The following is a 25,486-nucleotide window of genomic DNA, read 5'->3' as shown; positions in this document are numbered from 1 at the left end:
CTGGGCGCGCCTCAACCGAGTCCGTGCCGGTGCGCGTAGGCGATGGCCTGGCCGCGGTCACGGCTGCCGGTCTTGGCGAAGACGCGGTTGACATGGGTTTTGACGGTGGCTTCGCTGACGAACAGCGATCGGGCGATCTCGCGGTTGGACTCGCCCTTGGCCATGCAGATGAGCACTTCGGCCTCGCGTGCGGTCAGCCCGGCGGGCAGCTCCCGCGATCCGGCGGCGGGCTGCTGCCGGGCGAGCGCGACGAGGCGGGCGTGTACGGCGGGATCCAGGAGGGCCTGTCCGCGGGCGGCCGCCCGCAGTGCCCGATCGACGTCCTCTCGCCCGGCTTCCTTGGTGAGGTAGCCCAGGGCTCCGGCGGTGAGCGCCGCGTTGATCGATTCATCGTCGATGAAGGTGGTCAGCACGACGACATGCGTCGCGGGATGGTCCATGGTGATGTGCCGTGTGGCTTCGATGCCGTCCATGTGCGGCATGCGCAGGTCCATCAGCACCACGTCCGGGGAATGCTCGGCGACCGCGGCCAGGGCCTGCCGACCGTCGCCGACGGCGGCGACCACCTCGACGTCGGGCAGCCGCTCGCAGATGGTGACCAATCCGTCGCGGACAATGGTCTGGTCGTCCACGATGACCACCTTCACGCCGGGACCTCCGCTTCCACTCTCCAGCCACCGGTTTGGGGAGCCGCGCCCTTGGGACCTGCCTCTTCGGGACCTGCGTCCTTGGGACCTGCGTCCTTGGGACCTGCCTCTTCGGGACCTGCGTCCTTGGGACCTGCGTCGAGTGTGCCGCCGAGCAGTTCCACGCGCTCGCGCATGCCGGTGAGGCCGAAGCCGCCGCCGGTCTCGGCAAGCGCTCCGGCCGGATCGACGCCAGATCGTACCGTCGCCTCATTGGTGACCGTCAGACGGGTGGACGCTTCGCCGAAGGCCAGGGTGACGGTGACGGCGGCGCCCGGTGCGTGCTTGCGCGTGTTGGTGAGTGCTTCCTGCGCGACCCGCAGCAGGGCTATTCCGGCCGCCGGCGGCAGCGGCCGTACGGAACCGGTGATCCGGAAGTCGGCGTCTTCGTCCGTGGCGAGGGCGGTGAGCTGTTCGTCGAGGGCGACCGGCTCCTCGCGCAGCGCCCGCACCGCCCGGCGGGTCTCGTCCAGGCCCTCCACGACCAGGCGGCGGGACCGGCCGATCGCGGCCCGCACCTCGTCGGTGCCGGCGCCGTCCTCGACGATGGAATCAAGAGCGGTGATCTGCACCGACAGCGCCGACAGGGTGTGGGCCAGCACATCGTGCACCTCCCGGGCGATCCGGTTGCGCTCGGCGAACAGTTCCGCGCGCTCGTGCTCGACGGCGCCGCGTTCCCACGCCACCGCCAGCTCGGCCTCGGACCGCAGCCGGTCCCGGCGCTGGCGGCGTACGACGCCCAGCAGCAGGCCGAACAGCGCGCCCACCCCCACGGCGGCGAGCTTCGCGACGTCCTGCTCGTCGATGACGAGGGCGACGGCGGCGGCCGCGACACCGAGGCCGGCCAGAGCCGTGGCGGGGAGCAGCCCCACCAGCATGACGGCGCACATCGCGGCCACCCCCACGACCACCGCACCGAATGACGCCCACGCCCCCGCCACCCCGCCACAGACCGCCACCAGGGCCACCGCGCACACACCGACTGTCGGCCGGTCTCTCCGCAGCCCCACCAGCCAGCCGACCCAGCCCAGGCCCAGGCCCACGGTGACCCCCAGCGCGACGAGGCCGCGGGCGTCGAGGCCGGGATGTGTCGCCTGCACCGCCCCGTAGATCAAGCCGCCCAAGGCGAGCAGGCCCACGGCCCATTCCGCGGTCGGTTCATTGACATCCCACCGGCCGGACGGTCCGCCGGGGCCCGACCGGAGATCACCAGTACTCATCCGACCAGCATGCCGCGCCCGTGACCTGCCCAGCCCCGGGGGCCACCGCTCATACCGTGGCCCGTCGCTCACTGAACACCCAGCCGGCCCCGGTCCGACGCCCCCAGGAGCACCGCCCGTGCACGCCAGGCCACGATGGCGGTGCGGGCGATCACCTCGGCGAACGCCATCAGGAGAATCGCCGGGGCCCAGGCCGTCGGATCAAGGTGGTAGTCGGTCGAGAAGCGGCCGATCGCCTCGTCGCCACCCTGCGTGGCGAACAGTTGGAAGGCCATGCGGAAGCCGCAGCCCACCACCCACAGGACGGCCGCCGTGGCCGTGGCGCGCGCGATGACCTCACCGGCGTCGTTGTGGTACACCCGGGTCAGCATCCCGGCCCCCGCGCCCAGAGCGAGCCCGATCAGCGTGGTGGCGGTGATCAGCAGGAGATCGTTGCCCGACGTCGGGATCTCGTGCAGGTACTTCGTCGCCGCCCATGCGACGAGCGCCACCGGGAGCAGCAGCGTCTTCGCCGTCAACCGTCGGCCACGCAGCTGCAGCAGCACCATGCCCACGAGGGCGATATCGATCAGCCAGTCCTTGATATCCATGCCGTCATGCTCGGCCGGAGCCCCTGCCGCGCACGTCAACCCACAGGTCCACCCCGGGTGGACATGAGCCTCCACCCACACCCGAGCACCGCACTGTGAGCGGTGGCGTCATGCCCGCCGGGACGGGACCCCGTCAGCCGTGTCGCGCACCGGCCGTCCGCGGCGGTACGCGGTCCTTCAGCCGCGCCGGGTGAGGATGCTCAGTGTGTTGGCCGCGACGATGGCGCCTATGCTCGTCCACTCCGTCCAGCCCAGGTTCTGCCCCAGGCCGACCCAGCCCACCAGGGCGGCGAGGACGGGGTTGATGCTCATGAAGAGCCCGAACGCCTGGGCGGGCACACGGCGCAGGGTGAACAGATCCGCGAGGTACGGCACGGCCGAGGAGAGGACGCCCGCGGTGACGGCGTACGCCACGGCGCTCGGGGTCGGCGGCTGATGGACGGCGACGGCGATCCCGATCGGCAGGAACATCAGGGCGGAGAGCCCCGCGGCCGCCGCCGACCCCTGAGCGCCGGGGACCCGTCGGCCCACGGTGCGGTTGAGCAGGATGTACGACGCCCAGCACACGGCGGCCAGCAGCCCGAGGCTCATGCCCAGGTAGTCGGCCGAGGGCCGCGGGCGCATCAGTGTCACCACGGCGGCCGCCGCGACCAGCGCACAGCACGCGTCCGCCCGGCGCCGTGAGGTGGCCAGCGCGATGCACAGCGGGCCGAGGAACTCCAGGGTCACCGCCAGCCCGAGGCCGATGCGGTCGATGGCGGTGTACAGGGAGAGATTCATGGTGCCGAACACCACGGCAAGACCCACCACGGGCCGCCACTGCCACCAGGTGAAGCTCCGCAGCCGCGGCCTGCCGACGGCCAGCAGGACGATCGCGGCCACATACTGGCGGACGGCGACGACCCCGACCGGGCCGAGGACGGGGAAGGCGTGGGAGCCGATCGCGGCGCCGGTCTGGTTGGACAGACCGCTGCCGATCATGGTGGCCACACCGGCGAACCGCCGCCCGGTCGGCTGCTGATCCGGGTCCGGGTGCGGGTCCGGCTCCGGGTGCGGGTCCGGGCTCGGTCCCGCTCCCAGGTCCGTATCCAGGCCGGGGCCCGGGTCGGAGTCGGCAGGGGTCGACGGGGTCCGGTGTGCGGTTCCCGTCGATCGTGCGGCGGCGATACGTGACGCGGGAGCTGGTCGCATGCGTCGATCGTGCGCCGGGCCCACGCATGCACATAATGCGTTCGGTGTCTTATCTATACGCTGGGCGTATGGATGTGGAGCTGCGGCAACTGCGCTGTCTCGTGGCGATCGTCGACGAGGGCACCTTCACCGACGCCGCCATCGCGCTCGGCGTCTCCCAGGCCGCCGTGTCCCGGACCCTGGCCTCGCTCGAACGCGCCCTGGGAACACGGCTGTTGCGGCGGACCTCCCGCGAAGTGACCCCGACGGGCACCGGGCTGCGTGTGGTGGCACACGCCCGGCGGGTGCTGGCGGAGGTGGACGGCCTGATCCGGGAGGCCATATCGGGCCACGCCCATCTGCGGATCGGCTACGCCTGGTCCGCGCTCGGCCGCCACACCCCCGCTTTCCAGCGCCGCTGGGCCCAGGCGTACCCCGAGACGGATCTGCACCTCGTCCGTGTGCATTCCGCGACCGCCGGGCTGGCGGAGGGCGTCTGCGACCTGGCCGTCGTGCGCAGGCCCCTCGACGAGCGCCGCTTCGACTCCGCCATCGTCGGGCTGGAGCGGCGGCTGTGTGCCGTGGCCGCCGACGACCCCCTCGCCAGGCGCCGCTCGGTCCGGCTGGCGGACCTCAGCGGACGCACCCTGCTGGTCGACCGGCGGACCGGGACCACCACCGCGGAGCTGTGGCCGCCCGACTCCCGTCCGGCCACGGAGGAGACCCACGACGTGGAGGACTGGCTCACGGTGATCTCCGCGGGCCGCTGCGTCGGCATGACGGCGGAGTCCACCGCCAACCAGTACCCGAGGCCCGGAATCGCCTACCGGCCGGTCCGCGACGCCGAACCGATCGCGGTACGCCTCGCCTGGTGGCGGGACGACCCGCACCCCGCCACCCAAACCGCGATCGAGCTGCTCACCACCCTCTACCGCAACGGCTGACCCCGCCCCGGGTATGGACTGTTCCGGATAATCCAGTACGGATCGAATTGTTACCCTGGGCCACATGACCGCGATGGCGCCCACCCAGAACGAACCGGACCTGTCCTTCCTCCTCGACCACACCAGCCACGTCCTGCGCACCCAAATGTCGGCCGCGCTCGCCGAGATCGGGCTGACGGCACGGATGCACTGCGTACTGGTCCACGCCCTGGAGGAGGAGCGCACCCAGGCACAGCTCGCCGAGATCGGCGACATGGACAAGACCACGATGGTGGTGACGGTGGACGCCCTGGAGAAGGCGGGTCTCGCGGAGCGGCGCGCCTCGACCCGGGATCGCCGGGCCCGGATCATCGCGGTGACCGAGGAGGGCGCGCGGATCGCCAAGCAGAGCCAGAACATCGTGGACGGCGTCCACCGGGAAGCGCTGGCGACACTCCCCGAGACCCAACGCGCCGCCCTGCTACGGGCCTTGACCCGGCTGACGGAGGGGCACCTGGCCGCACCCGCCGAGAGCCCCCGTCCGGCCCGGCGGGCGCGCCAGAGCGAGAAGTAGCACCGCCCCCACAGTCGCGTCCTGGCCCAAACCCAGCACCACACCTGGAACCACGAGCCGAGCCACGAGCCGAGCCACAAGGAGAGCCAAGAGTAGAGCCGAAACAAATAGTCTGCAACGAAACCATCTGCTACGGTCACTCCTGTCGCGTCTACCGACAGGAGTGACCGCATGTCCGCCACCGCGTCCGAGTCCGCCCCGTCCTCTTCCCGCGTCCGCCCATCACGCCGACTGGCCCTCGGGGTCATCGCCACCGGGATGTTGATGGTCATCCTCGACGGCAGCATCGTGACCGTGGCCATGCCCGCCATCCAGAGCGATCTGGGGTTCTCCCCCGCCGGGCTGAGCTGGGTCGTCAACGCCTATCTGATCGCGTTCGGCGGTCTGCTGCTGCTCGCGGGCCGCATCGGCGATCTCATCGGCCGCAAGCGCATGTTCCTGGCCGGCACCGCGGTGTTCACCGCGGCCTCGCTGCTGGCCGCCGTGGCCACTTCCCCCGCGGCGCTGATCGCCGCCCGGTTTCTGCAGGGGGTCGGCAGCGCGCTGGCCTCCGCGGTCAGCCTGGGCATCCTCGTCACGCTCTTCACCGAACCCACCGAACGCGCAAAGGCCATCGCCGTGTTCAGCTTCACCGGCGCCGCCGGAGCCTCGATCGGCCAGGTGCTCGGGGGCTTCTCACCGACGCGCTCAGCTGGCACTGGATCTTCCTGATCAATCTGCCGATCGGACTGCTGACCCTCGCGGTCGCCATCTCCGTCCTGCCCGCCGACCGCGGGCCCGGTCTCGCGGCCGGCGCCGACGTCCTCGGCGCCCTGCTCGTCACGGCCGGGCTGATGCTGGGCATCTACACCGTCGTCAAGGTGGCGGACTACGGCTGGACCGCGGCGCACACGCTCGGCCTCGGCGCCGTCTCGCTCCTCCTGCTCGCCCTGTTCCTGGTCCGCCAGGCCACCGCCCGCACCCCGCTGATGCCCCTGCGGATCCTGCGGTCGCGCGGTGTCGCGGGGGCCAACCTGGTCCAGGTCCTGATGGTGGCCGCACTCTTCTCGTTCCAGATCCTCGTCGCCCTCTATCTGCGGAACGTCCTGGGATACGGTGCCACCAGGACCGGTCTGGCCATGCTCCCGGCCGCCCTCGCCATCGGCGCGGTGTCACTCGGCGTCTCCGCACGGCTCAGCGCCCGCTTCGGCGACCGCGCGGTACTGCTGGCCGGGCTGGCGCTGCTGGCCGGGGTCCTCGGACTGCTCGTCCGCGTCCCGGTGCACGCCCGGTACCTTCCCGACCTCCTCCCGGTCATGCTGCTCGCCGCCGGTTTCGGGCTGGCCCTCCCGGCGCTGACCAGCCTCGGGATGTCCGGTGCGAAGGAGGACGAGGCCGGGCTCGTCTCCGGGCTGTTCAACACCACGCAGCAGATCGGCATGGCGCTGGGCGTCGCCGTGCTGTCCACCCTGGCCGCCTCCCGCACCGACGCGCTGCTCGACCGGGGCAAGGGCCGGGCCGAGGCGCTGACCGGCGGCTACCACCTGGCCTTCGCCGTCGGAGCGGGGCTCATCGTGACGGCCTTCGCCGTGGCCTTCACCGTGCTGCGAGGACCCGCGCCGAAGCGCCCCGCCGCGCCCCGGAAGGCCAACGCGGCCGCCGCACCCGTCACCAGCGTCTGACCCTCCCTTCTCCCCTTCCGAACGAAAGGTGCACCTCATGGCGACGACCGAGACCACGAACCCGACGAACGGCGCCGGGACGACACCAGGGGCCGGACCCCCGCCCCGGGTGCTCACCGAGGACGAGCTGTCCCTGATACTGCGGGACCAGCGGTTCGGGGTGCTCGCGACGGTCAGGCGCAGCGGCCATCCCCATCTGTCGACCGTGATCCACCACTGGAGTCCCGAGGAGCGGGTGCTGCGCATCTCCTCCACCGCCGACCGGCTCAAGGCGCGTCAGCTACGGCGCGATCCCCACGCCGCCGTGCACGTGGGCGCGCCGGACGGCTGGTCGTTCGCCGTCGCCGAGGGCGAGGCGGAGGTATCGGAGGTGACGGCCGTCGCCGGGGACGCGGTCGGGCGGGAACTGCTGTCCATGACGCCCGGCTTCGCCGATCCACGCGACGAAACGGCCTTCCTGGAGCAGTTGGTGGCGGACCGGCGGGTGGTGATCAGGATCCGGGTGTCCCGTCTGTACGGAACGGCCCTCGACATGGCCACCAGCTGACCACTCACCGGAACTGCACTCTTCCCCAGGCCGGTGGTTTCCCTGCCCGGACACGGTGAACATCGTGTCCGGGCCGTACGTATCGGGAGTGTGGCGCACCTGATGAACGCACCCGGTGTTCGGGTGCGGAGGGCTCGGGTGTCCCCCATGACGAGGAGAGATACCGTGAACGCACCTCATCTGCCGTCCCGCCCTCGGGCGCCGCGGTTCGGCGCGCTGGCCATCGCCGCGTCGGCGCTCGTCCTCGCCACGGCCTCCCCCGCCCTGGCTCACACCGAGGTGAGCGCCTCCGACTCGCACACCCTGGCGAAGAACGTGACACTGACGTTCGAGTCGGAGCCGGAGAATCCCGCCCCACTGCTGAAGCTCGAGCCCGCGGCTCCGTCCACCTCACTCTCGGCCTCCCCGCGGCCGGAGAGCCGGGCGCCGGACTCGGACGGCACGTCGCCCTCGAAGGCGGCGACGTCGGACGACGGGTCCCCGTGGCCCGCCGTGGGAGTCATCGTCGGCGTCTGTCTGGTCGCCCTGGCCGGAGGTTTCGTGCTGGTCCAGCAGCGGCGCGGCGCGGGCACCGAATGAGCCAAGGGGCGCCCCGCCGCGCCGACGGCCCCGCGCCCCGGGTTTGCTGCCGGGCCGAGTGGTAACGCGGTGGACATGACCGAGAAGAAGAACGCACACACAAGTGTCAGGAGCGCCAACGCTCACGCGAAGGCCGCCACCACCAAGGCCAAGGAGACGACGGCGAAGGCCAAGGACACCGCGGGCGAGGCGGAGACCACGGCGAAGACCGCCGCCGCGAGCGCCGCGACGACCGCCGCGCACACCGCTCATGTCGCCGCCGACAAGGCCCATGTGGCTGCCGAGAAGGCCGTGGCCACCGGTCGTACCGTGGCGGCCGAGGCCCCCAAGAAGGCGGCCGCGGCGGCCGGTTCGGCCTGGGTCGCGCTCAAGGCGCGGAAGGTCCAGGCAGCAGTCGCCGGCGTGGGAGCCGCCGCGGCGGGCGCCACCGCGGTGGTCCTGCGCAGGCGCGCCGCCCGGCGTCGCAGCCCGCTCGCACGGCTGACCGGTGGCCGGCTCGGCGCCTGAGGTCCGCCGTCGGCGTACGCGGCCTCTTCCCCCTGCGCGCCGGCCACCGCCGCCCGCCCCTGGCCTTCCGGCCACCGGCTGGGGCTACTCGGCCGCCCAGGTCACCGGCAGCTCGTGGACACCGTAGAACGAGGTGTTCTCCCGGTACCGGATCTCCTCCGGGGCCACCGCCAGACGCAGACCGGGGAACCTGGCGAGCAACCGCTGCAGGAGCACCTTCAGTTCCACCCGCGCCAACTGCTGCCCCAGGCACTGATGCACACCGTGTCCGAACGCGAGATGGGACGTGTGCGGCCGGTCGAGAGCGAGGCGGTCGGGGTCGGCGAAGCGTTCGGGGTCCCGATTGGCGGTGGACACCAGACCGGCCACCATCTCGCCCTGCGCGATGGGATGACCGTTGATCACGGCGTCCTCGGTGGCGGTGCGCACGGTGCCGAAGTTGTTGACGGGGAAGTAGCGGAGGAACTCCTCCACGGCGTCGTCGAGCAGGTCGGGGTTCTCACGCAACCGGGCCAGCTTCTCACGGTCCTCGAACAGCGCCAGCATGCCGAGCCCGATCAGGTTCTCCACGGGTTCATGACCGGCGAAAATGATGGTCATGGCGATGCCGACCACCTCCTCGTCGGTCAGCGCCCCGCCCTCGACCTCGCCGTGCAGCAGCCTGCTGATCACGTCGTCCGCGGGCTCCACCCGCTTGGCGCGTACGAATCCGCGCATCTCGTCCCACCACGCGGTCGCCATCGCGCCGACGGCCTGGTCGTCGCCGCCGGTCTCCCTGAGCGTGCGTACCTCGTGGTCGAACTTCTGGTGGTAGGTGTACGGCACGCCGAGAATCTCGGAGATCACCATCGCGGGCACCGGGTTGGCATAGGCCGCCACGAGATCGGCGCTGGTGCCCATCGCCTCCATCGCGTCGAGGTGCTGGTCGGCCAGCCGCTCGATCCGGCCGGTCAGTTCGCGCGCACCGCGCACCGAGAACTCGGCGGTGAGCGTGCGGCGGTAGCGGGTGTGGTCCGGTGGGTCCATGGAGAAGAAGAAGCCCGCCGGTATCTCCGGGCTCATCGCCGGGAACGGCACCCTGGCGCCGCTGAACCGGGAGTCCGCCAACATGGCCCTGATGTCGTCGTGCTTGGTCAGAAACCACATCACCAGGCCGCCGGGCAGCTCCAGTTTGCCCAGCTCACCCGCGTCCCGCAGGCGGCGGTGGTTCTCCGGAGGGTCGTACGGACAACGCCGTTCGGCCTTCACGGTACCGGGAAGGGGCAAGGTCTCACTCACTGTTTTTGACTCCCTCGTATGTGCCTCAGGGGCGGATGGTGCGTCAGGGACGGTGCGGTGTGTCCGCTCGTATGTGGTCATGGATGTGTGGTCATGGATGATCCGTCCGCTCGATCCACTTCGCGGACAGATCCTGGAGCAGGGTCGAGATCCGCACCCGTGCCGCGCTTGCCGGGTCGAGGTCGAGGATCGACTCGTCGAGTTTGTTGAGCTCTTCGAGCACGAGAATGGCGGCCGCCGCGTCGTCGGGCAGCATCTCGGTGCGCAGATGGCGGGCGAGCTCGACGGCCGTGGGATGGTCGAAGGTGAGGCTGGCGGGCAGTTCGAGCCGGGTGGCCCGGGCCAGCTGGTTGCGCAGTTTCACGGCCGCCACCGAGTCGAAGCCCATATCGACGAAACCCCGGTCCGGGTCGACCATGGCGGCGTCCGGATGGCCGAGGACCATCGCGACCTGGTCGCGGACCAGCTCCAGCAGGATCTCCTCCTGCTCGTCCTCCGACCGCCCGGCCAGCCGCTCCAGCAGCGTGGTCGCGGACGCCTCGGCCGCCGCGGGTTGGTCCACCGGCTGCCGGGCCGGTTCGGTGCGTGCCGGGACCGCTGTCGCGGCGGTGACCCGGACCGCCTCCCCGGGTCCGGCGCATGCCACGTCGAACAGGGCGAGGCCCAGGTCGGTGGAGACGGAGACCGCGGGCAGCCCGAGGGCCCGCCGGTATGCGGCCAGGGCGTCGGCGTACGCGGGGCCCGGTGTCCCGTCGGCGGAGGTGAGCAGCACAAAGCGGTCCAGCTCCAGGTCCCGCGTGGCCATGTGCAGATTCCAGGCCCCCTCCAGCTCCGACCGCAGCCGTGCCCGGAGGGTTTCCGGGGAGAGCGCATGGGCCGGTGTCCGCTCCAGGTCCTCGGCCGCGGTATGCACCACGCCCCGCAGTCGCGGAATCGTCTCCAGCAGCTCTGCCAGCGCCTGACGGTCCGCCGGATCGCACAGGGCGAGCCGGACGGTCGCTCCGAGGGCTTCCAGCTCGGCCATGTCGCCATTCCCGGCCATGTCGCCGACCCCGGCTGTGTCGCCGACCCCGGCCAGGACCAGGTCGTTCACGCCTCGCTCGACGATCAGGTGCCGGGCCACGTCCATGGCCGACCCGCCGGTCACCAGCACCGTGCCCGAATCCCAGGCGGGCGGGTTCTGCTCGGTGACCGCCACCGCGGCCAGGTCGGGTAGCAGCACCGCCGACGCCCGGACCGCCATCCGGCCCTTCCCCACGGCCACCGCGGCGGGCAGCAGGCGCAGATCGGACGCATCGGTGTCGACGAGTGTCATCCGTCCCGCGTGGGCCGCCTGGCTGCCCTCGACCAGCGACCACACCGCGGCCGCGGCCAGATCCTCGACCTCCTCACCTCCCGCCACGGCGAGCGCGCGCCGGGTCACCAGCACCAGCCGCGAGGCGGTGAAGCGTTCCTCGGACAGCCACGTCCGTACGGCGGCGGCGGCGCGGAGGGCCACCTCGGACGCCGTCGCGCCCTCGGACACGCACGGGAGGAGCACGACGTCCGGCACGTCCTCAATGGCCGCCAGGTCCGGATAGACCGCGACCGGCGCGCCGAGCGTGTCCGGTTTCCAGCCGTCCGGGTCGCCGACGAACCCCCACCGGACGAGGCCGAGCTCCGGTTCGGCCGGCGCAGGACACACCGTCCACACCGTCTGGAACAGTGACGCGTTGGCCTGCCGCAGCCGCTGCCCGGACACCGGGCGCAGCACCAGCGAGTCCACCGACAGCACGGGCGCGCCGGCGGCGTCGGCCACCTGGAGCGAGACCGTGTCCGGGCCGGTGGGCGCGAGGGTGACCCGCAGTCGCGTGGCCCCCTCCGTGTGCAGGGTGATTCCCGTCCAGGAGGACGGCAGATGGGTCCGCTCGGGCTCGGTGACCAGCCCGGCCAGCGCCTCCGCGGACAAGGCCCGGTCGAGCAGGGCGGGATGCAGGGTCCATCGCCCGGCCTCGGCCCCGGACGTCTCCGACAGCTCGATGTCGAGGAAGACCTCGTCGCCGCGGCGCCACGCCGGTGTCCCGGTGGACTCCAGCGGACGGGCGCCGGTGGGCGGCCAGGTCTCGGTGTGCGGCACCGGCGCGGGCGGCCGGTCCGCGCCGAGGATGGCGGTGGCGTGGCGGACCCACCGCTGGTCCCGGCGGCAGTAGACGGTGACCGGGCGGCGGCCGGACTCGTCCACGTCCCGGACGGACACCTGCACCTCGGCCCCGCCCCGTTCGGGGAGGACAAGTGGCTCATGAAGGGTGAGTTCGTCCACCGTCCGGCAGTCGAACTGCAGCCCCGCCTGGAGCACCAGCTCCAGGAAGCCGGTCGCCGGGAACAGGGGCACGCCCAGGCCACGCCGACCGGTCGGCCAGGAGTGCGCGTCGGCGGAGATCCGGCCGGTGAGGAGGACACCGTCCGCGTCGGGCAGCTGCACCGTCGCACCGACCAGCGGATGGTCCAGCGCGCCGAGCCCGAGACCGGCCGCGTCGCCGGGGGTACGGGAGGGCTCCAGCCAGAAGCGGGAGCGCTGGAAGGCGTAGGTCGGCAGCTCGACGCGCCGGGCGCCGGGGAAGACTACCGACCAGTCCAGCTCCACCCCATGGGTGTGCAGTTGGGCGAGGGCGGTGGTGACCGTGACCGGCTCGGGCCGGTCGGCGCGCAGGCTGGGGATGAACTCGGCGTCGGCCCCGGTGATCTGGGCCTGCGCCAGGGCGGTGAGGGTGCCGTCCGGTCCGAGTTCGAGGAAGGTGCCGGTGCCGAGTTCCCGCAGCCGGTCCAGCCCGTCGGAGAACCGCACCGTCTCACGCACCTGCCGCACCCAGTACGCGGAAGAGCACAGCTCCTCCCCCGCCACCGAACCCGTGAGGTTGGAGACCACCGGTATCCGCGGGGTGCGGAAGTCCACGGTGCCGAGCACCTCGGCGAACGCGGTGAGCATCTCGTCCATCAGCGGCGAGTGGAAGGCGTGGCTGACCCGCAGCCACCGCGTCTTCACCCCACGCGCGGCCAGTGCGTCGGCCACCCCGCTCACCGCGTCCACGCCCCCGGACACCACGACCGACGACGGTCCGTTCACGGCCGCGAGGGCGACCCGGTCGGTCAGGAACGGCCGCACCTGATCCTCCGGTACGGCCAGGGCCACCATCGTGCCGCCCGGGGGCAGCGCGCCCATGAGCCGGCCCCGGGCCGCGACCACCTTGGCGGCGTCCTCCAGCGACCAGAGGCCGGCCACATATGCGGCGGCCAGCTCTCCGACGGAGTGCCCCAGCAGATAGTCCGGGCGCACACCCCAGGAGGACACCAGCCGGAACAGCGCCACCTCGAGGGCGAACAGACCCGCCTGCGCATACGCGGTGGCGTCCAGCGCTCCCGTGGCGTCGGACACCACCTCGTCGAGCGGACGGTCCAGATACGGGTCGAGCGCGGCGCAGACCTCGTCCCACGCGGCCGCGAAAACCGGGAACGTCTCGTACAACTCCCGTCCCATACCGGCCCGTTGCGCACCCTGGCCCGCGAAGAGCAGGCCCACTCGCCCGGGACCCGCAGTGCCCAGGACCACGCCTGGCGTGGGCTCGCCGGCCGCCAACGCGGCCAGTCCGTCCAGCAGCTCCGCCCGGTCCGCCCCGACCACCGCGGCGCGGTGCGAGAGCGCCGAACGGGTGGTGGCCAGCGACCAGCCCACGTCCACCGGGTCGGGTCCGGGGTGCGCGGCCAGGAAGGACCGCAACCGGGCCGCCTGCGCCCGCAGTCCGTGCTCACCCCGGCCGGACAGCACCCAGGGCAGCACCGCCGGGGCGGGCTCGGGTGCCGGCTCCGGATCGGCCCCCGGATCCGCGGGGGGCTGTTCGAGGATCACATGGGCGTTGGTCCCGCTCACTCCGAACGAGGACACTCCGGCCCGGCGGGCGCGGGAGGCCGACGGCCACTCCACGGGCCCGGTCAGCAGCTCCACCGCACCGGCCGACCAGTCCACATGGGTCGACGGCTGGTCCAGGTGGAGGGTCCGGGGCAGCATCTCGTGCCGCATCGCCAACACCATCTTGATCACACCGGCCACCCCCGCGGCCGACTGGGTGTGCCCGATGTTCGACTTGATCGAGCCCAGCAGCAGTGGGCGTTCGCGCTCCTGCCCGTAGGTGGCCAGCAGTGCCTGTGCCTCGATCGGGTCGCCCAGGCTGGTGCCGGTGCCGTGTGCCTCCACCGCGTCCACGTCCGTGGCGGCCAGCCCGGCACTGGCCAGCGCGGCCCGGATCACTCGCTGCTGCGAGGGTCCGTTCGGCGCGGTCAGGCCGTTCGAGGCGCCGTCCTGGTTGACGGCGGAGCCCCGTACGACCGCCAGGACCCGATGGCCGTTGCGGCGGGCGTCGGACAGCCGTTCCAGCAGCAGCAGGCCGACTCCTTCGCCCCAGCCGGTGCCGTCCGCCGCGTCGGCGAACGCCTTGCAGCGTCCGTCGGCGGCCAGTCCGCGCTGCCGGGAGAACTCCACGAAGATGCCCGGGTTCGCCATCACCGTCACCCCGCCGGCCAGGGCGAGGGAGCATTCGCCGGACCGCAGCGCCTGCGCCGCCAGGTGCAGCGCGACCAGCGACGACGAGCAGGCGGTGTCCACGGTGACCGCCGGCCCTTCCAGACCGAGGGTGTACGAGAGCCGGCCGGAGACCACGCTGCCGGCGCCACCGGTCAGGAAATAGCCCTCGGACCCCTCGGCCGCCTGGCCGGCTCCCGTTCCATAGCCCTGCGACGCGGCACCGACGAACACCCCGGTCTGGCTTCCCTTCAGCGACGCCGCCGGGATACCGGCCCGCTCCACCGCCTCCCAGGCCACCTCCAGCAGCAGCCGCTGCTGGGGGTCCATCGCGAGCGCCTCACGCGGCGAGATCCCGAAGAACCCGGCGTCGAACTCCCCCGCGTCGTACACAAAGCCACCGGCGCGGACGTACGAGGTGCCCGTGCTGTCCGGATCGGCGCTGTACAGGCCGTCCAGGTCCCAGCCCCGGTCGTCGGGCAGATCCGAGACCGCGTCACGCCCGGTGTCGAGCAGCTCCCACAGCTCCTCGGGCGAGGTCACCCCGCCCGGATAGCGGCACGCCATCCCGACGATCACGACCGGGTCGTGGTCGGTGGCAGCCGGGGCGGCGGGCGTCGGCACGGCCTCGTCGACGGTGCCGCCGCCCAGTTCCCGCAGGAGATGACCGGCCAGGACCGCCGGTGTCGGGTAGTCGAAGATCGCGGTGGCCGGCAGCCTGACCCCGGTGGCGGTACGCAGCCGGTTGCGCAACTCGACGGCCGTGAGGGAGTCGAATCCGGTCTCCGCGAAGGTACGCGCCGTGTCGACGTCGCCGGGGGTGCCGTGCCCCAGCACGGTCGCCACATGCGTACGGACCAGGTCGAGCACATGCTGTTCGCGCTCGGCGACCGGCATGGCGGTCATCCGGTCGCGCAGTGACGACGCGTCGTCGCCCGTGCCCACGCCGGTCGCGCGGCGGATCGGGGCGCGGACCAGACCGTGGAAGAGCGCGGGCAGCGCACCCGCGTCGGCCTGTGCCCGCAGCGCCGCGGCGTCCAGCGGTGTCGCCAGCACGACCGCCTCGGTGGCCGCCCTGGCGCTGTCCAGGAGGCGGAGCCCCTGATCGGTGGCGAGCGGCGTGGCACCGGCCCTGGCCATCCGGGCGAGGTCCCGGTCCGACAGATGGCCGGTCATCCCGCTGCGCTCGGCCCACAGCCCCCATGCCACGGAGACACCCGGCAGCCCGGCGGCCCGGCGATGCGCCATCAGCGCGTCCAGCCAGGCGTTCGCCGCCGCGTAGGCGCCCTGCCCCGGGCTGCCCAGAACACCCGCGGCCGAGGAGAACACCACGAATTCCGCCAGCTCACGACCGGCCGTCAGCTCGTGCAGATGCCATGCGGCGTCCACCTTCGGCCGCAGCACCTCGCGCACCCGCTCCGGGGTGAGCGACTCCACCACCCCGTCGTCGAGCACGCCCGCGGTGTGCACCACCATCCGCAACTCGGGCACGGTGTCCAGCAGCCGCGCCAGCTCGTCCCGATCGGCCACGTCACAGGCGACCACTCGCACCTGGGCACCCACTTCCCGGAGAGTGGCGGTGAGTTCGGCCGCTCCCGGGGCGTCCGGCCCCCGCCGTCCGGCCAGGACGAGGTCCCGTACCCCGTGCCGTTCGACCAAGTGACGGGCGACCAGCCCGCCCAGGGTGCCGGTGCCGCCCGTGATGAGCACGGTGTCCCGCTCCCGCAACGGCTGCGGAACGGACAGCACCAGCTTGCCGATATGGCGTGCCTGGGAGAGGAAACGCAGCGCCTCGCCGGTCTGCCGGACGTCCCAGCACCGGGTCGGCAGGGCGGTGAAGACCCCCTGCTCGAAGAGCGACACCAGCAACTGGAGCAGCTCGCCGATCCGGTCGGGGCCCGCGTCCATGAGATCGAACGCCTGGTAGCGCACCCCGTGCTCGGCGGCGACGCGCTCACCGTCGCGGATGTCGGTCTTCCCCATCTCCAGGAAACGGCCGCCGTCGCCGAGCAGACCGAGCGACGCGTCCACGTACTCGCCCGCGAGCGAGTTCAGCACCACGTCCACCCGGTCGAAGCGCTCGGCGAACTCCAGAGTGCGGGAGGAGGCGATCCGGTCGTCGGCCACTCCGCCGGCGCGCAGCGTGTCCCACTTCCCCGGGCTCGCGGTGGCGTACACCTCCGCGCCGAGCCAGCGGGCCACCTGCGTCGCGGCCATGCCCACCCCGCCCGCGGCCGAGTGCACCAGCACCGATTCACCGGACCGGAGACCGGCCAGGTCCATCAGCCCGTACAGGGCGGTCAGGAACACCACCGGCGTGGCCGCCGCGTCGGCGAACGACCAGCCTTCCGGCAGCCGCGCCAGCAACCGGTGATCGGTCAGTGCCACGGGGCCGAACGCGCCGGAGAACAGGCCCATCACCCGGTCACCGGGCGTCAGGCCGGACACACCCGGACCGATGTCGAGCACCACCCCGGCGCCCTCGCTGCCGATGACGTCCTGGCCGGGGATCATGCCGAGGGCGACCACGACGTCCCGGAAGTTCACCCCGGCCGCGTGCATCGCCACCCGCACCTGTCCGGCACCGAGGGCACCGGCGGCTTCCGGGCAGGGGACGGCGGCCAGATTCTCCAGCGTGCCCTGGCTGGTGACGTCCATCCGCCACGGCGTCCCGTCCCCGGGGGCCGGGGTGGTGGCGGAGGGGGCCGACGGAGCCAGCCGAGGCGTCAGGGCACGGCCACGGCGCAGCGCGAGATGAGGATGGCCGGCTGCCACCGCGGCGGCCAGCACCGCGCCGGAATCCTGGTGGCCGTCGTGGTCGACGAGGAGGAAGCGGTCCGGATGCTCGGCCTGCGCGCTGCGGAGCAGGCCCCAGACCGCCGCCGCGCCGAGGTCTTCGACGTTCTCGCCGGGAGCGGTCGACACCGCGCCACGTGTCAGCACGGCCAGCCGCGACCGGGCGCAGCGCTCGTCGGCGAGCCACCGCCGTATCGCCGTCAGCGCCCGGCCGACGACGGTGGACACCGTGTCACCGGCCGACTCGCAGGGCAGCACCACGACGTCGGGGACTGCGGTGTCCGGTCCCAGGTTCTCTCCCAGGTCGTCGAACTCCATTGGTGCTTCGCCGGCCGTGGTCGGCAGCGGCGTCTCGGTCCAGTCCATGCGATACAGCGCGTCCTGGTCCACGCCCCGGGTGTCCGCGATCTGCCGGTCGGACAGCGGACGCAGCGCCAGCGACGCCACGGACAGCACCGGCGCGCCCGTCGGATCGGCCACCTCCAGCGACACCGCGTCCGGCCCGGCCGGGGACAGCACCACGCGGATGGCGGAGGCGCCGACCGCGTGCAACGCCACCTTGCTCCAGGAGAACGGCAGATAGGCCTGGCCGGGTTCGGTGAGGAAACGGCCGAGCCCCACTCCGTGCAGGGCGGCGTCGAGCAGGGCGGGATGCGCACCGCACCGCGCCGCCACGTCCTGTGCCGTCGGCTCCAACGTCACCTCGGCGAATATCTCGTCGTCGCGTGTCCACGCGGCACGCAATCCTTGGAAAGCGGGGCCGTATCCATGGCCGCGCTCCGCCATCGCCTCGTACATCCCCGAGACATCGACGGGCCGCGCGCCCTCGGGCGGCCACACCTCCAGGGACCGGGCCGGCGCGGTGGCGCCCTCGACTTCTGTGACGCCGAGGGTGCCCGAGGCGTGCAGCAGCCACTCTCCGGCGCGGCACGAGTGCACCGTGACCGGCCTGCGGCCCGACTCGTCCGCCGCGGAGACGGCCACCTGCACCTGGACGCCGCCCTGATCCGGCACCACAAGCGGGGCCTGGAGGGTCAGCTCCTCCACCACCGGGTGGGCGAAGTGCTGCCCGGCCTGCAGGGCGAGCTCGACGAAGCCCGTGCCGGGGAAGACCACCGTGCCCCGCACCCTGTGGTCCGCCAGCCAGGGCTGTCCGGCCAGGGAGAGCAGTCCGGTCAGCACACCGCCCTCGGTCCCGGGCAGCGGCAGTACTGCGCCCAGCAGGGGGTGCTCGATAGCGCCGAGCCCCAGACCGGACGCCTGGGTCACCGCCCGCACGGGTTCGAGCCAGAAGCGTTCCCGCTGGAAGGCGTAGGTGGGGAGGTCGACCGTCCGGGCGCCCGCGAAGAGCGGACGCCAGTCCACGTCGACGCCGTGGGTGTGGAGGTCGGCGAGGGCGGTGAGGAAACGGGCGGGACCGCCGTCGTCGCGGCGCAGCGATCCGGTCACGACGATGTCGGTGTCGACGGCGTCGGCGGTGTCCTGGATGCCGACGGTCAGCACGGGGTGCGGGCTCACCTCGACGAACACGGTGTGGCCCTGGCCCATCAGGGCTTCGAGGGTGCTCTGGAATTTCACCGTGTGCCGAAGATTGCGGTACCAGTAGTCGGCGTCGAGCGCGCGGGGGTCGGTGAGCCGTCCGGTCACCGTCGAGTGGAACGCGATCTGCCCGGCGCCCGGCTGGACCGGCGCCAGCGCCTCCGCCAGCTCCTCTCGGATGCGCTCCACCTGTGGGGAGTGCGAGGCGTAGTCCACCGGGATCCGCTTGGCCTTCGGGAACTCCGCGAGCACCGCGTCCAGCACCTCGGTCGCGCCTGACACCACGGTGGACGCGGGGCCGTTCACCGCCGCCACCGACAGCCCGGGGCGGTCGCGGAGCTGGTCGGCGGGCACGGGGACGGACACCATCCCACCTCGGCCGGACAAGGCAAGCAGCGCCTTGCTGCGCAAGGCCACCACCCGCGCTCCGTCCGCCAGGGACAGAGCGCCCGCCACACACGCCGCCGCGATCTCGCCTTGGGAGTGACCCACCACCGCCGACGGCACCACGCCGTACGAACGCCACAGCTCGGCCAGGGACACCATCACCGCCCACAACACCGGCTGCACCACATCGACACGGGCCAGCGCTCGTTCATCCGCCAGCACATCGAACAGCGACCACTCGGCGAACGGGGTCAACGCATCGGCACATTCACGCATTCGCCGTGTGAACACCGGCGAGGATTCCATCAGTTCCAGCGCCATCCCGGCCCACTGCGACCCCTGACCCGGGAAGACGAACACCACCTCGCGCCCGGGCTGGGCCGCGCCGCCGATCTCGATGGCGTCCAACCCCCGTCGTAGCTCCGCGAGGTCCGCGCCCACCACCACGGCACGGTGCGACTGAAGCGAACGGCCGGACACCAGCGTCCATCCGACATCGGCGGGATCCAGCCCCGGATGGGTGTCGATGAAGGACGTGAGGCGTTCGACCTGGCCCCTCAGCCCGGCCTCTCCAGCGCCTGACAGCACCCACGGCAGGGGCAGCGCCCTACGGTGCTGGTCGAGCAGCGGCTCGGGGGCCGATTCCGGCAACGGCTCCGGCCCGGACGCCGACTCCGGCAACGGCACGGGCACCGGCTCCGGCCCGTCCACCGCATCCGCCGGGGCCGCCACCGGCCCCTGCTCGACGATCACATGGGCATTGGTGCCGCTGACCCCGAACGAGGACACGCCCGCCCGGCGCGGAGCGCCGTCCCCTGGCCACGCCCTCGCTTCGACGAGCAACGCGACCTGGCCCGCCGTCCAGTCCACATGGGGCGAGGGCTTGTCGACATGCAGGGTCCGCGGCAGTACGCCGTGCCGCATGGCCATCACCATCTTGATCACACCGGCCACACCGGCGGCCGCCTGGGTGTGCCCGATGTTCGACTTCACCGAGCCGAGCCACAGTGGCTTGTCCTCGGGCCGTTCCTGACCGTACGTGGCGAGCAGCGCGTGTGCCTCGATCGGGTCACCGAGGCTGGTGCCGGTGCCGTGCGCCTCCACGACGTCGATGTCGGTGGCGGACAGGCGGGCGTTCGCCAGCGCCTGGCGGATCACCCGCTGCTGCGACGGGCCGTTCGGCGCCGTCAGGCCGTTGGAGGCACCGTCCTGGTTGACGGCGGATCCACGCATGACGGCCAGCACCCGGTGGCCGTTCCGCTCGGCGTCGGACAGCCGCTCCACCAGGAGCATGCCCGCGCCCTCGCCCCAACCGGTGCCGTCCGCCGCCGCCGCGAACGCCTTGCAGCGTCCATCGGCCGCCAGTGCGCGCTGGCGGGAGAATTCCAGGAAGGCCGCCGGGGTGGCCATGACGGTCGCGCCACCGGCCAGGGCCAAGGAGCATTCGCCGGAGCGCAGGGCCTGCGCGGCGAGATGCAGCGCGACCAGCGACGACGAACAGGCGGTGTCCACGGTGACGGCCGGGCCCTCGAGGCCGAAGGTGTACGCCAGTCGGCCCGAGGCGACACTGGCGGCGCTGCCCGTGCCCAGATAGCCCTCCGCGCTCTGCGGGGCCCCGCTCGCCAGAGCGGCGTAGTCCTGGCCGTTGGTCCCGATGAACACACCGGTCCGGCTGCCCTTGAGCGTGGCGGGTGACATATGGGCGCGCTCGAACGCCTCCCAGGCGACCTCCAGCAGCAGCCGCTGCTGCGGATCCATGGCGATCGCCTCACGCGGCGAGATCCCGAAGAACCCGGGGTCGAACGCGGCCGCGTCATCGAGGAAGCCGCCCGCCCGGACATAGGAGGAGCCAGGGTGGTCGGGATCCGGGTCGTACAGCTCGGCCAGGTTCCACCCACGGTCCGCCGGGAACTCCGACACGGCGTCGCGGCCGTCGGCCAGCAGCCCCCACAGGTCCTCCGGCGAGCTCACCCCGCCGGGGAAGCGACAGCTCATCCCGATGATGGCGATCGGTTCGTCGTCCACCGGGCGTGGCGCCACCGGGACCGGTGTCCGGACGGCCAGGCCCAGCGTCTCCCGGCACACATGCTCGGCGAGCGCCGCGGGGGTCGGGTAGTCGTAGATCACGGAAGCCGGGAAACGTGCCCCGATGGCCGCGGTGAGCCGGTTCCGCAGCTCCACCGCGGTGAGCGAATCGAAGCCGATTTCCTGGAAGGGCCGGGCCGGGTCGATCGCCTCGGATGCCGCGTGGCCCAGTACGGCGGCCACATGCGTGCGGACGAGGTCCAGCACGGTGGCCGTCCGTTCGCGCTCGGCCATGGCCTCCAGGCGGGTGGCGAACGCGTCGGACGCCCCGCTGCCGGTCGGCCCGGTCGGCATGGATACGTCCCTGAGCAACTCCCTCAGCAGCGGGCTCGGCCGTGAGGCGGTGAGCCGCGCCCCGAAGGTCGCCCAGTCGATATCGGCGACCATCACGGTGGTTTCGTCAGCCGCCAGCACCAGCCCCAGGGCGGAGAGCGCCGACTGTGGGTCCATGCCCTGCGACCGCGCCACTCCCGCGGCCATACCGGAATCGGCCCAGGCTCCCCAGGCCACCGATGTGGCCACCAGTCCCTCGGCTCGGCGCCGCTGGGCCAGTCCGTCCAGAACGGCGTTGGCCGCCGCATAGCTCCCCTGGCCCGGATTGCCCACGGTCCCGGCGGCCGAGGAGAACAACACGAAGGCGTCGAGAACGGTGTCACGAGTCAACTCGTGAAGATGGCGTGCGCCGTCGGCCTTCGTCCGCATCACGTCACGGATCCGCTCCGGGGTCAGCGATTCGAGTACACCGTCGTCGAGGACACCGGCCGCATGCACCACGGTACGCAGATCCGGAATCGTCCCCAGGAGAGCCGCGAGCGCCTCGCGATCGGCGACATCGCACGCCACCACGCGCACCAGGTCCCCCAGCTCGGCCACCAACTCCGCAACGCCAGGCGCCTCGGACCCCCGACGGCTCGTCAGCACGACCCGCTCCACACCGGTTCCGGCCAGCCAGCGCGCCACATGGCGCCCCAGTGCCCCCGTACCACCCGTGACCAGCGCAGCGCCGCGACCCCGCCATCCGGCCGACGCCACACGGGACGGTTCCGCACGCGTCAGACGGGCGGCCCACGTCCCGGTGGCACGGATCGCGATCTGATCCTCACCAGTGTCACCGGCGAGGATGGCGGCCAGTGCCTCCCCCGCCTGATCATCCATGACCGCCGGCAGGTCGATCAGCCCGCCCCAACGATCCGGATGCTCCAGACCGATGACATGGCCGAGGCCCCAGACTCCGGCCTGGTCAGGCTCCACCACGTCTCCGTCGACCGCCGCGACCGCACCCCGGGTGACACACCACAACGGTGCGTCGATCCCGGCGGCCAAGAGGCTCTGCAGCAGCGACACCGTCGCCTCGACCGACAGCAACGACACCACACCCGCGACCGGGGCCTCGCCCGGCTCCAGCGCCGCCACGACCCGGACATCCGCCCCGGCCGACCGCAGCGCGACGGCCACCTCGTCTCCATCAGTACCGTCAGCATCCGGCTCGCCCACAACCAGCCAGGTCCCCGTCAGCACCTGCCCGGACGGCACACCCGTGACCGGCGTCCAGCCAAGCCGATAGCGCCAGCCGTCGACGATCGACTGTTCCTGCTGTGCCCGCCGCCACGACGCCAGGGCAGGCAACACGGCACTCAACGGCTGTTCCTCGTCAACGCCCAGCGCCTGCGCATCCCCGCGCTCGACCGCGTCCCAGAACGCGGCGTCCACGGCGCTGGTCGCGGGCCGGGCCGAGGACGGCTCCAGCCAGAACCGCTGCCGTTGGAAGGCATAGGTGGGGAGATCGACCCGTCGACCGCCGGGGAACACCGCCGCCCAATCGATCTCGATGCCCCGGACATACAGCCCGCCCACAGCCTCCATGGCAGTGGTCGGCTCCGGGCGATCCGGGCGGAGGACGGGCAGTCCGTCGCCATCAGCCAGAGCGGTCAACGTGCCATCGGGTCCAAGCTCCAGGAAGGTACTGACGCCCAGCCCACGGAGTGTGTCGAGCCCATCGGCGAACCGGACTGTCTTCCGCACATGACGCACCCAATACTCCGGCGAGCACAGCTCATCGCCCGCCACCACACCGGATACGTTCGACACCACCGGCACATTCGGGGCCCGGAACTCCACCGACCCCAGCACCTGCCCGAACTCGGCCAGCATCCCGTCCATACGCGACGAATGAAACGCATGACTCACCCGCAACCACCGCGTCCGCACCCCCCGCCCGATGAACACCTCCTCGACGGCACGAACCGCCGCCTTATCACCGGACAACACCACCGACTCGGGACCGTTCACCGCCGCGACGGCCACGCCCTCGGTCAGCAGCGGCCGTACCTCATCCTCGGACGCCGCCACAGAAACCATGGCACCGCCCGACGGCAACGCCTGCATCAAGCGACCCCGAGCAGCCACCACCCGCGCCGCATCCTCCAACGACCACACACCCGCCACACACGCCGCCGCCAACTCACCAATGGAGTGGCCCAGCAGATAATCCGGCTTCACACCCCACGAGACGATCAGCCGATACAACGACACCTCAAGCGCGAACAGACCCGCCTGCGTATACGCCGTCGCCCCGATCAACTCAACGTCATCACCCCACACCACCTCACCCAAAGGCCGGTCCAACCACCGGTCCAGCTCCCCACACACCTCATCCCACGCCGCGGCAAACACCGGATACGCCTCATACAAACCACGCCCCATCCCCAACCGCTGCGACCCCTGACCCGCAAACACCACACCCAACCCACCACCTACCGAAACCCCCACAACCACCGAACCCAACCCACCCAGCAACTCATCCCGATCCGCACCCACCACCACCGCACGATGCGACAACGCAGAACGAGCAGCCGCCAAAGACCACCCCACGTCAGCCGGATCCCATTCGGGGTTGTCTGCCACAGACCCGCGCAACCGCTCCACCTGAGCCCGCACCGCGGCCTCGCTCTGACCGGACACCACCCACGGCACAGCGGGCAGCCCCACACGCTCGCCCCCAGCCTCCCCCTCCACCACAGGCGCCTGCTCCACAATCACATGCGCATTCGTCCCACTCACCCCGAACGCCGACACACCCACCCGACGCGGCCGATCCACCTCCGGCCACACCACGGGCTCAGTCAGCAACTCCACCCCACCAGCCGACCAATCCACATGCGGCGACGGCTCATCCACATGCAACGTCCGCGGCAACACCCCATACCGCAACGCCAACACCATCTTGATCACACCAGCCACACCCGCCGCCGCCTGCGTATGACCGATATTCGACTTCACCGACCCCAACCACAACGGCCGACCCGGGGCCCGATCCTGACCATAGGCGGCCAACAGAGCCTGCGCCTCGATCGGATCACCCAGCGTCGTCCCCGTACCGTGCGCCTCCACCGCGTCGACATCCCGAGCAGCAAGCCCGGCGCTCGCCAGCGCCTGCCGGATCACCCGCTGCTGCGACGGACCATTCGGCGCCGTCAACCCATTCGACGCGCCATCCTGGTTCACCGCGGAGCCGGAGACAACGGCCAGCACCGGGTGGCCGTTCCGCTCGGCGTCCGACAGCCGCTCGACCAGCAGCATGCCGACACCCTCGGACCAGCCCGTCCCGTCCGCGCCGGCGGCGAAGGACTTGCACCGGCCATCGGCCGCCAGCCCGCGCTGGCGCGAGAACTCCACGAAGGTTGCGGGTGTCGCCATCACCGTCACCCCGCCTGCCAGGGCGAGGGAGCACTCGCCCGACCGCAGCGCCCGCACCGCCCAGTGCAGTGCCACCAGCGAGGAAGAACACGCCGTGTCCACCGTGACCGCTGGGCCTTCCAACCCGAACGTGTAGGCCACCCGACCGGACACCACACTGCTCGCGTTGCCGGTCAGACGATATCCCTCGGAGCCTTCCGGGGCCTGCCCGTCTCCGCCGCCGTAGCCCTGCGCGGACGCACCCACGAAGACACCGGTCTGGCTGCCCTTGAGCGTCGAGGCCGGGATTCCGGCCCGTTCGAACGCCTCCCATGACGCCTCCAGCAGCAGCCGCTGCTGCGGATCCATCGCGGTCGCCTCACGCGGCGAGATCCCGAAGAACCCGGCGTCGAACTCGGCCGCGTCATGGAGGAAACCACCCGAGCGGACGTACGACCGACCCGAGCGAGTGGCGTCGGCGTCGTACACACCGGCCAGATCCCAGCCACGGTCGGAGGGAAGGCCGACACGGCGTCGTCACCGGCGCTGACCAGCCGCCACAGTGCCTCCGGAGAGTCCACACCACCCGGGAAACGGCAGCTCATCCCGACAATCACGATCGGATCGTCATCCACGGCACTCGGCGTGTGCGGTATCTGTATCTCTTCGGCCAGCCCGAGCGCCTCCCCGCACACATGCTCGGCGAGCGCCGCCGGG

At 72.0% G+C, this 25,486-nt stretch carries 10 protein-coding genes and 5 pseudogenes; 6 read left to right on the top strand and 9 right to left on the bottom strand.

The annotated features are described in order from the left end of the window. Window positions 1-11: 11 nt before the first annotated feature. The 4 genes from BLV72_RS42960 to BLV72_RS42945 all read right to left on the bottom strand — a co-directional run bounded on the left by BLV72_RS42960 (window position 12) and on the right by BLV72_RS42945 (window position 3,687). Window positions 12-632 (bottom strand): response regulator, encoded by a 621-nt coding sequence (locus tag BLV72_RS42960; protein WP_244321287.1) that lies wholly within the window; start codon window positions 630-632, stop codon window positions 12-14. Window positions 633-643: 11 nt separating this feature from the next. Then, a complete protein-coding gene (locus tag BLV72_RS42955; RefSeq protein ID WP_143059868.1) occupies window positions 644-1,906 on the bottom strand; it encodes a sensor histidine kinase in 1,263 nt (420 codons plus the stop codon). 68 nt (window positions 1,907-1,974) lie between these two features. Beyond that, window positions 1,975-2,496, bottom strand: coding sequence for a hypothetical protein (locus tag BLV72_RS42950; protein ID WP_093469263.1), 522 nt, complete (start codon window positions 2,494-2,496; stop codon window positions 1,975-1,977). A 177-nt stretch (window positions 2,497-2,673) separates the two neighbouring features. Continuing rightward, window positions 2,674-3,687, bottom strand: a complete 1,014-nt coding sequence (locus tag BLV72_RS42945) for an EamA family transporter (protein ID WP_244321286.1) — start codon at window positions 3,685-3,687, stop codon at window positions 2,674-2,676. Window positions 3,688-3,755: 68 nt separating this feature from the next. Between BLV72_RS42945 and BLV72_RS42940 the strand changes: the two genes are divergently transcribed. From BLV72_RS42940 to BLV72_RS42915, 6 genes and pseudogenes are all read left to right on the top strand, one after another. Beyond that, the gene (locus BLV72_RS42940) at window positions 3,756-4,610 is read left to right on the top strand and encodes a LysR family transcriptional regulator (RefSeq protein WP_093469260.1); all 855 of its coding nucleotides are present in this window, start codon (window positions 3,756-3,758) and stop codon (window positions 4,608-4,610) included. A gap of 64 nt (window positions 4,611-4,674) precedes the next feature. Next, window positions 4,675-5,163 carry a MarR family winged helix-turn-helix transcriptional regulator gene (locus tag BLV72_RS42935; RefSeq protein ID WP_086708142.1) on the top strand — a complete coding sequence of 163 codons (489 nt, stop codon included), beginning with the start codon at window positions 4,675-4,677 and terminating at the stop codon, window positions 5,161-5,163. A gap of 171 nt (window positions 5,164-5,334) precedes the next feature. Next, window positions 5,335-6,824: pseudogene (locus tag BLV72_RS42930) on the top strand (MFS transporter). 37 nt (window positions 6,825-6,861) lie between these two features. Further along, entirely contained in the window at window positions 6,862-7,371 is a 510-nt protein-coding gene (locus BLV72_RS42925; RefSeq protein ID WP_093469259.1) for a TIGR03618 family F420-dependent PPOX class oxidoreductase, read from the top strand. 165 nt (window positions 7,372-7,536) lie between these two features. Continuing rightward, window positions 7,537-7,950 (top strand): hypothetical protein, encoded by a 414-nt coding sequence (locus tag BLV72_RS42920; protein ID WP_093469257.1) that lies wholly within the window; start codon window positions 7,537-7,539, stop codon window positions 7,948-7,950. 75 nt (window positions 7,951-8,025) lie between these two features. Beyond that, the gene (locus BLV72_RS42915) at window positions 8,026-8,457 is read left to right on the top strand and encodes a hypothetical protein (protein WP_143059867.1); all 432 of its coding nucleotides are present in this window, start codon (window positions 8,026-8,028) and stop codon (window positions 8,455-8,457) included. Between the two features lie 84 nt (window positions 8,458-8,541). Here BLV72_RS42915 and BLV72_RS42910 read toward each other — a convergent pair whose 3' ends face one another. The 5 genes and pseudogenes from BLV72_RS42910 to BLV72_RS52315 all read right to left on the bottom strand — a co-directional run. Then, the gene (locus BLV72_RS42910; protein ID WP_208905921.1) at window positions 8,542-9,735 is read right to left on the bottom strand and encodes a cytochrome P450; all 1,194 of its coding nucleotides are present in this window, start codon (window positions 9,733-9,735) and stop codon (window positions 8,542-8,544) included. A gap of 91 nt (window positions 9,736-9,826) precedes the next feature. Beyond that, window positions 9,827-11,212, bottom strand: a pseudogene (locus BLV72_RS52330) (beta-ketoacyl reductase); the annotation flags it as partial. Between the two features lie 228 nt (window positions 11,213-11,440). After that, a pseudogene (locus BLV72_RS52325) lies at window positions 11,441-17,290 on the bottom strand (type I polyketide synthase); the annotation flags it as partial. A 216-nt stretch (window positions 17,291-17,506) separates the two neighbouring features. Continuing rightward, a pseudogene (locus BLV72_RS52320) lies at window positions 17,507-20,965 on the bottom strand (type I polyketide synthase); the annotation flags it as partial. Between the two features lie 174 nt (window positions 20,966-21,139). Then, window positions 21,140-25,335: pseudogene (locus tag BLV72_RS52315) on the bottom strand (type I polyketide synthase); the annotation flags it as partial. Window positions 25,336-25,486: the final 151 nt, after the last annotated feature.

This window comes from Streptomyces melanosporofaciens, from assembly GCF_900105695.1.
Classification (GTDB): Bacteria; Actinomycetota; Actinomycetes; order Streptomycetales; family Streptomycetaceae; genus Streptomyces; species Streptomyces antimycoticus.
Note: the sequence above shows the minus strand (reverse complement) of the source record. Positions and strands in the feature narration are given on the sequence as shown.

Bases quoted from the DNA above. Each gene is read 5' to 3' on its own strand.
- BLV72_RS42955 (WP_143059868.1), bottom strand. From the start codon at position 1,906: ATGAGTACTGGTGATCTCCGGTCGGGCCCCGGCGGACCGTCCGGCCGG.
- BLV72_RS42950 (WP_093469263.1), bottom strand. From the start codon at position 2,496: ATGGATATCAAGGACTGGCTGATCGATATCGCCCTCGTGGGCATGGTG.
- BLV72_RS42945 (WP_244321286.1), bottom strand. From the start codon at position 3,687: ATGCGACCAGCTCCCGCGTCACGTATCGCCGCCGCACGATCGACGGGA.
- BLV72_RS42940 (WP_093469260.1), top strand. From the start codon at position 3,756: ATGGATGTGGAGCTGCGGCAACTGCGCTGTCTCGTGGCGATCGTCGAC.
- BLV72_RS42935 (WP_086708142.1), top strand. From the start codon at position 4,675: ATGACCGCGATGGCGCCCACCCAGAACGAACCGGACCTGTCCTTCCTC.
- BLV72_RS42925 (WP_093469259.1), top strand. From the start codon at position 6,862: ATGGCGACGACCGAGACCACGAACCCGACGAACGGCGCCGGGACGACA.
- BLV72_RS42915 (WP_143059867.1), top strand. From the start codon at position 8,026: ATGACCGAGAAGAAGAACGCACACACAAGTGTCAGGAGCGCCAACGCT.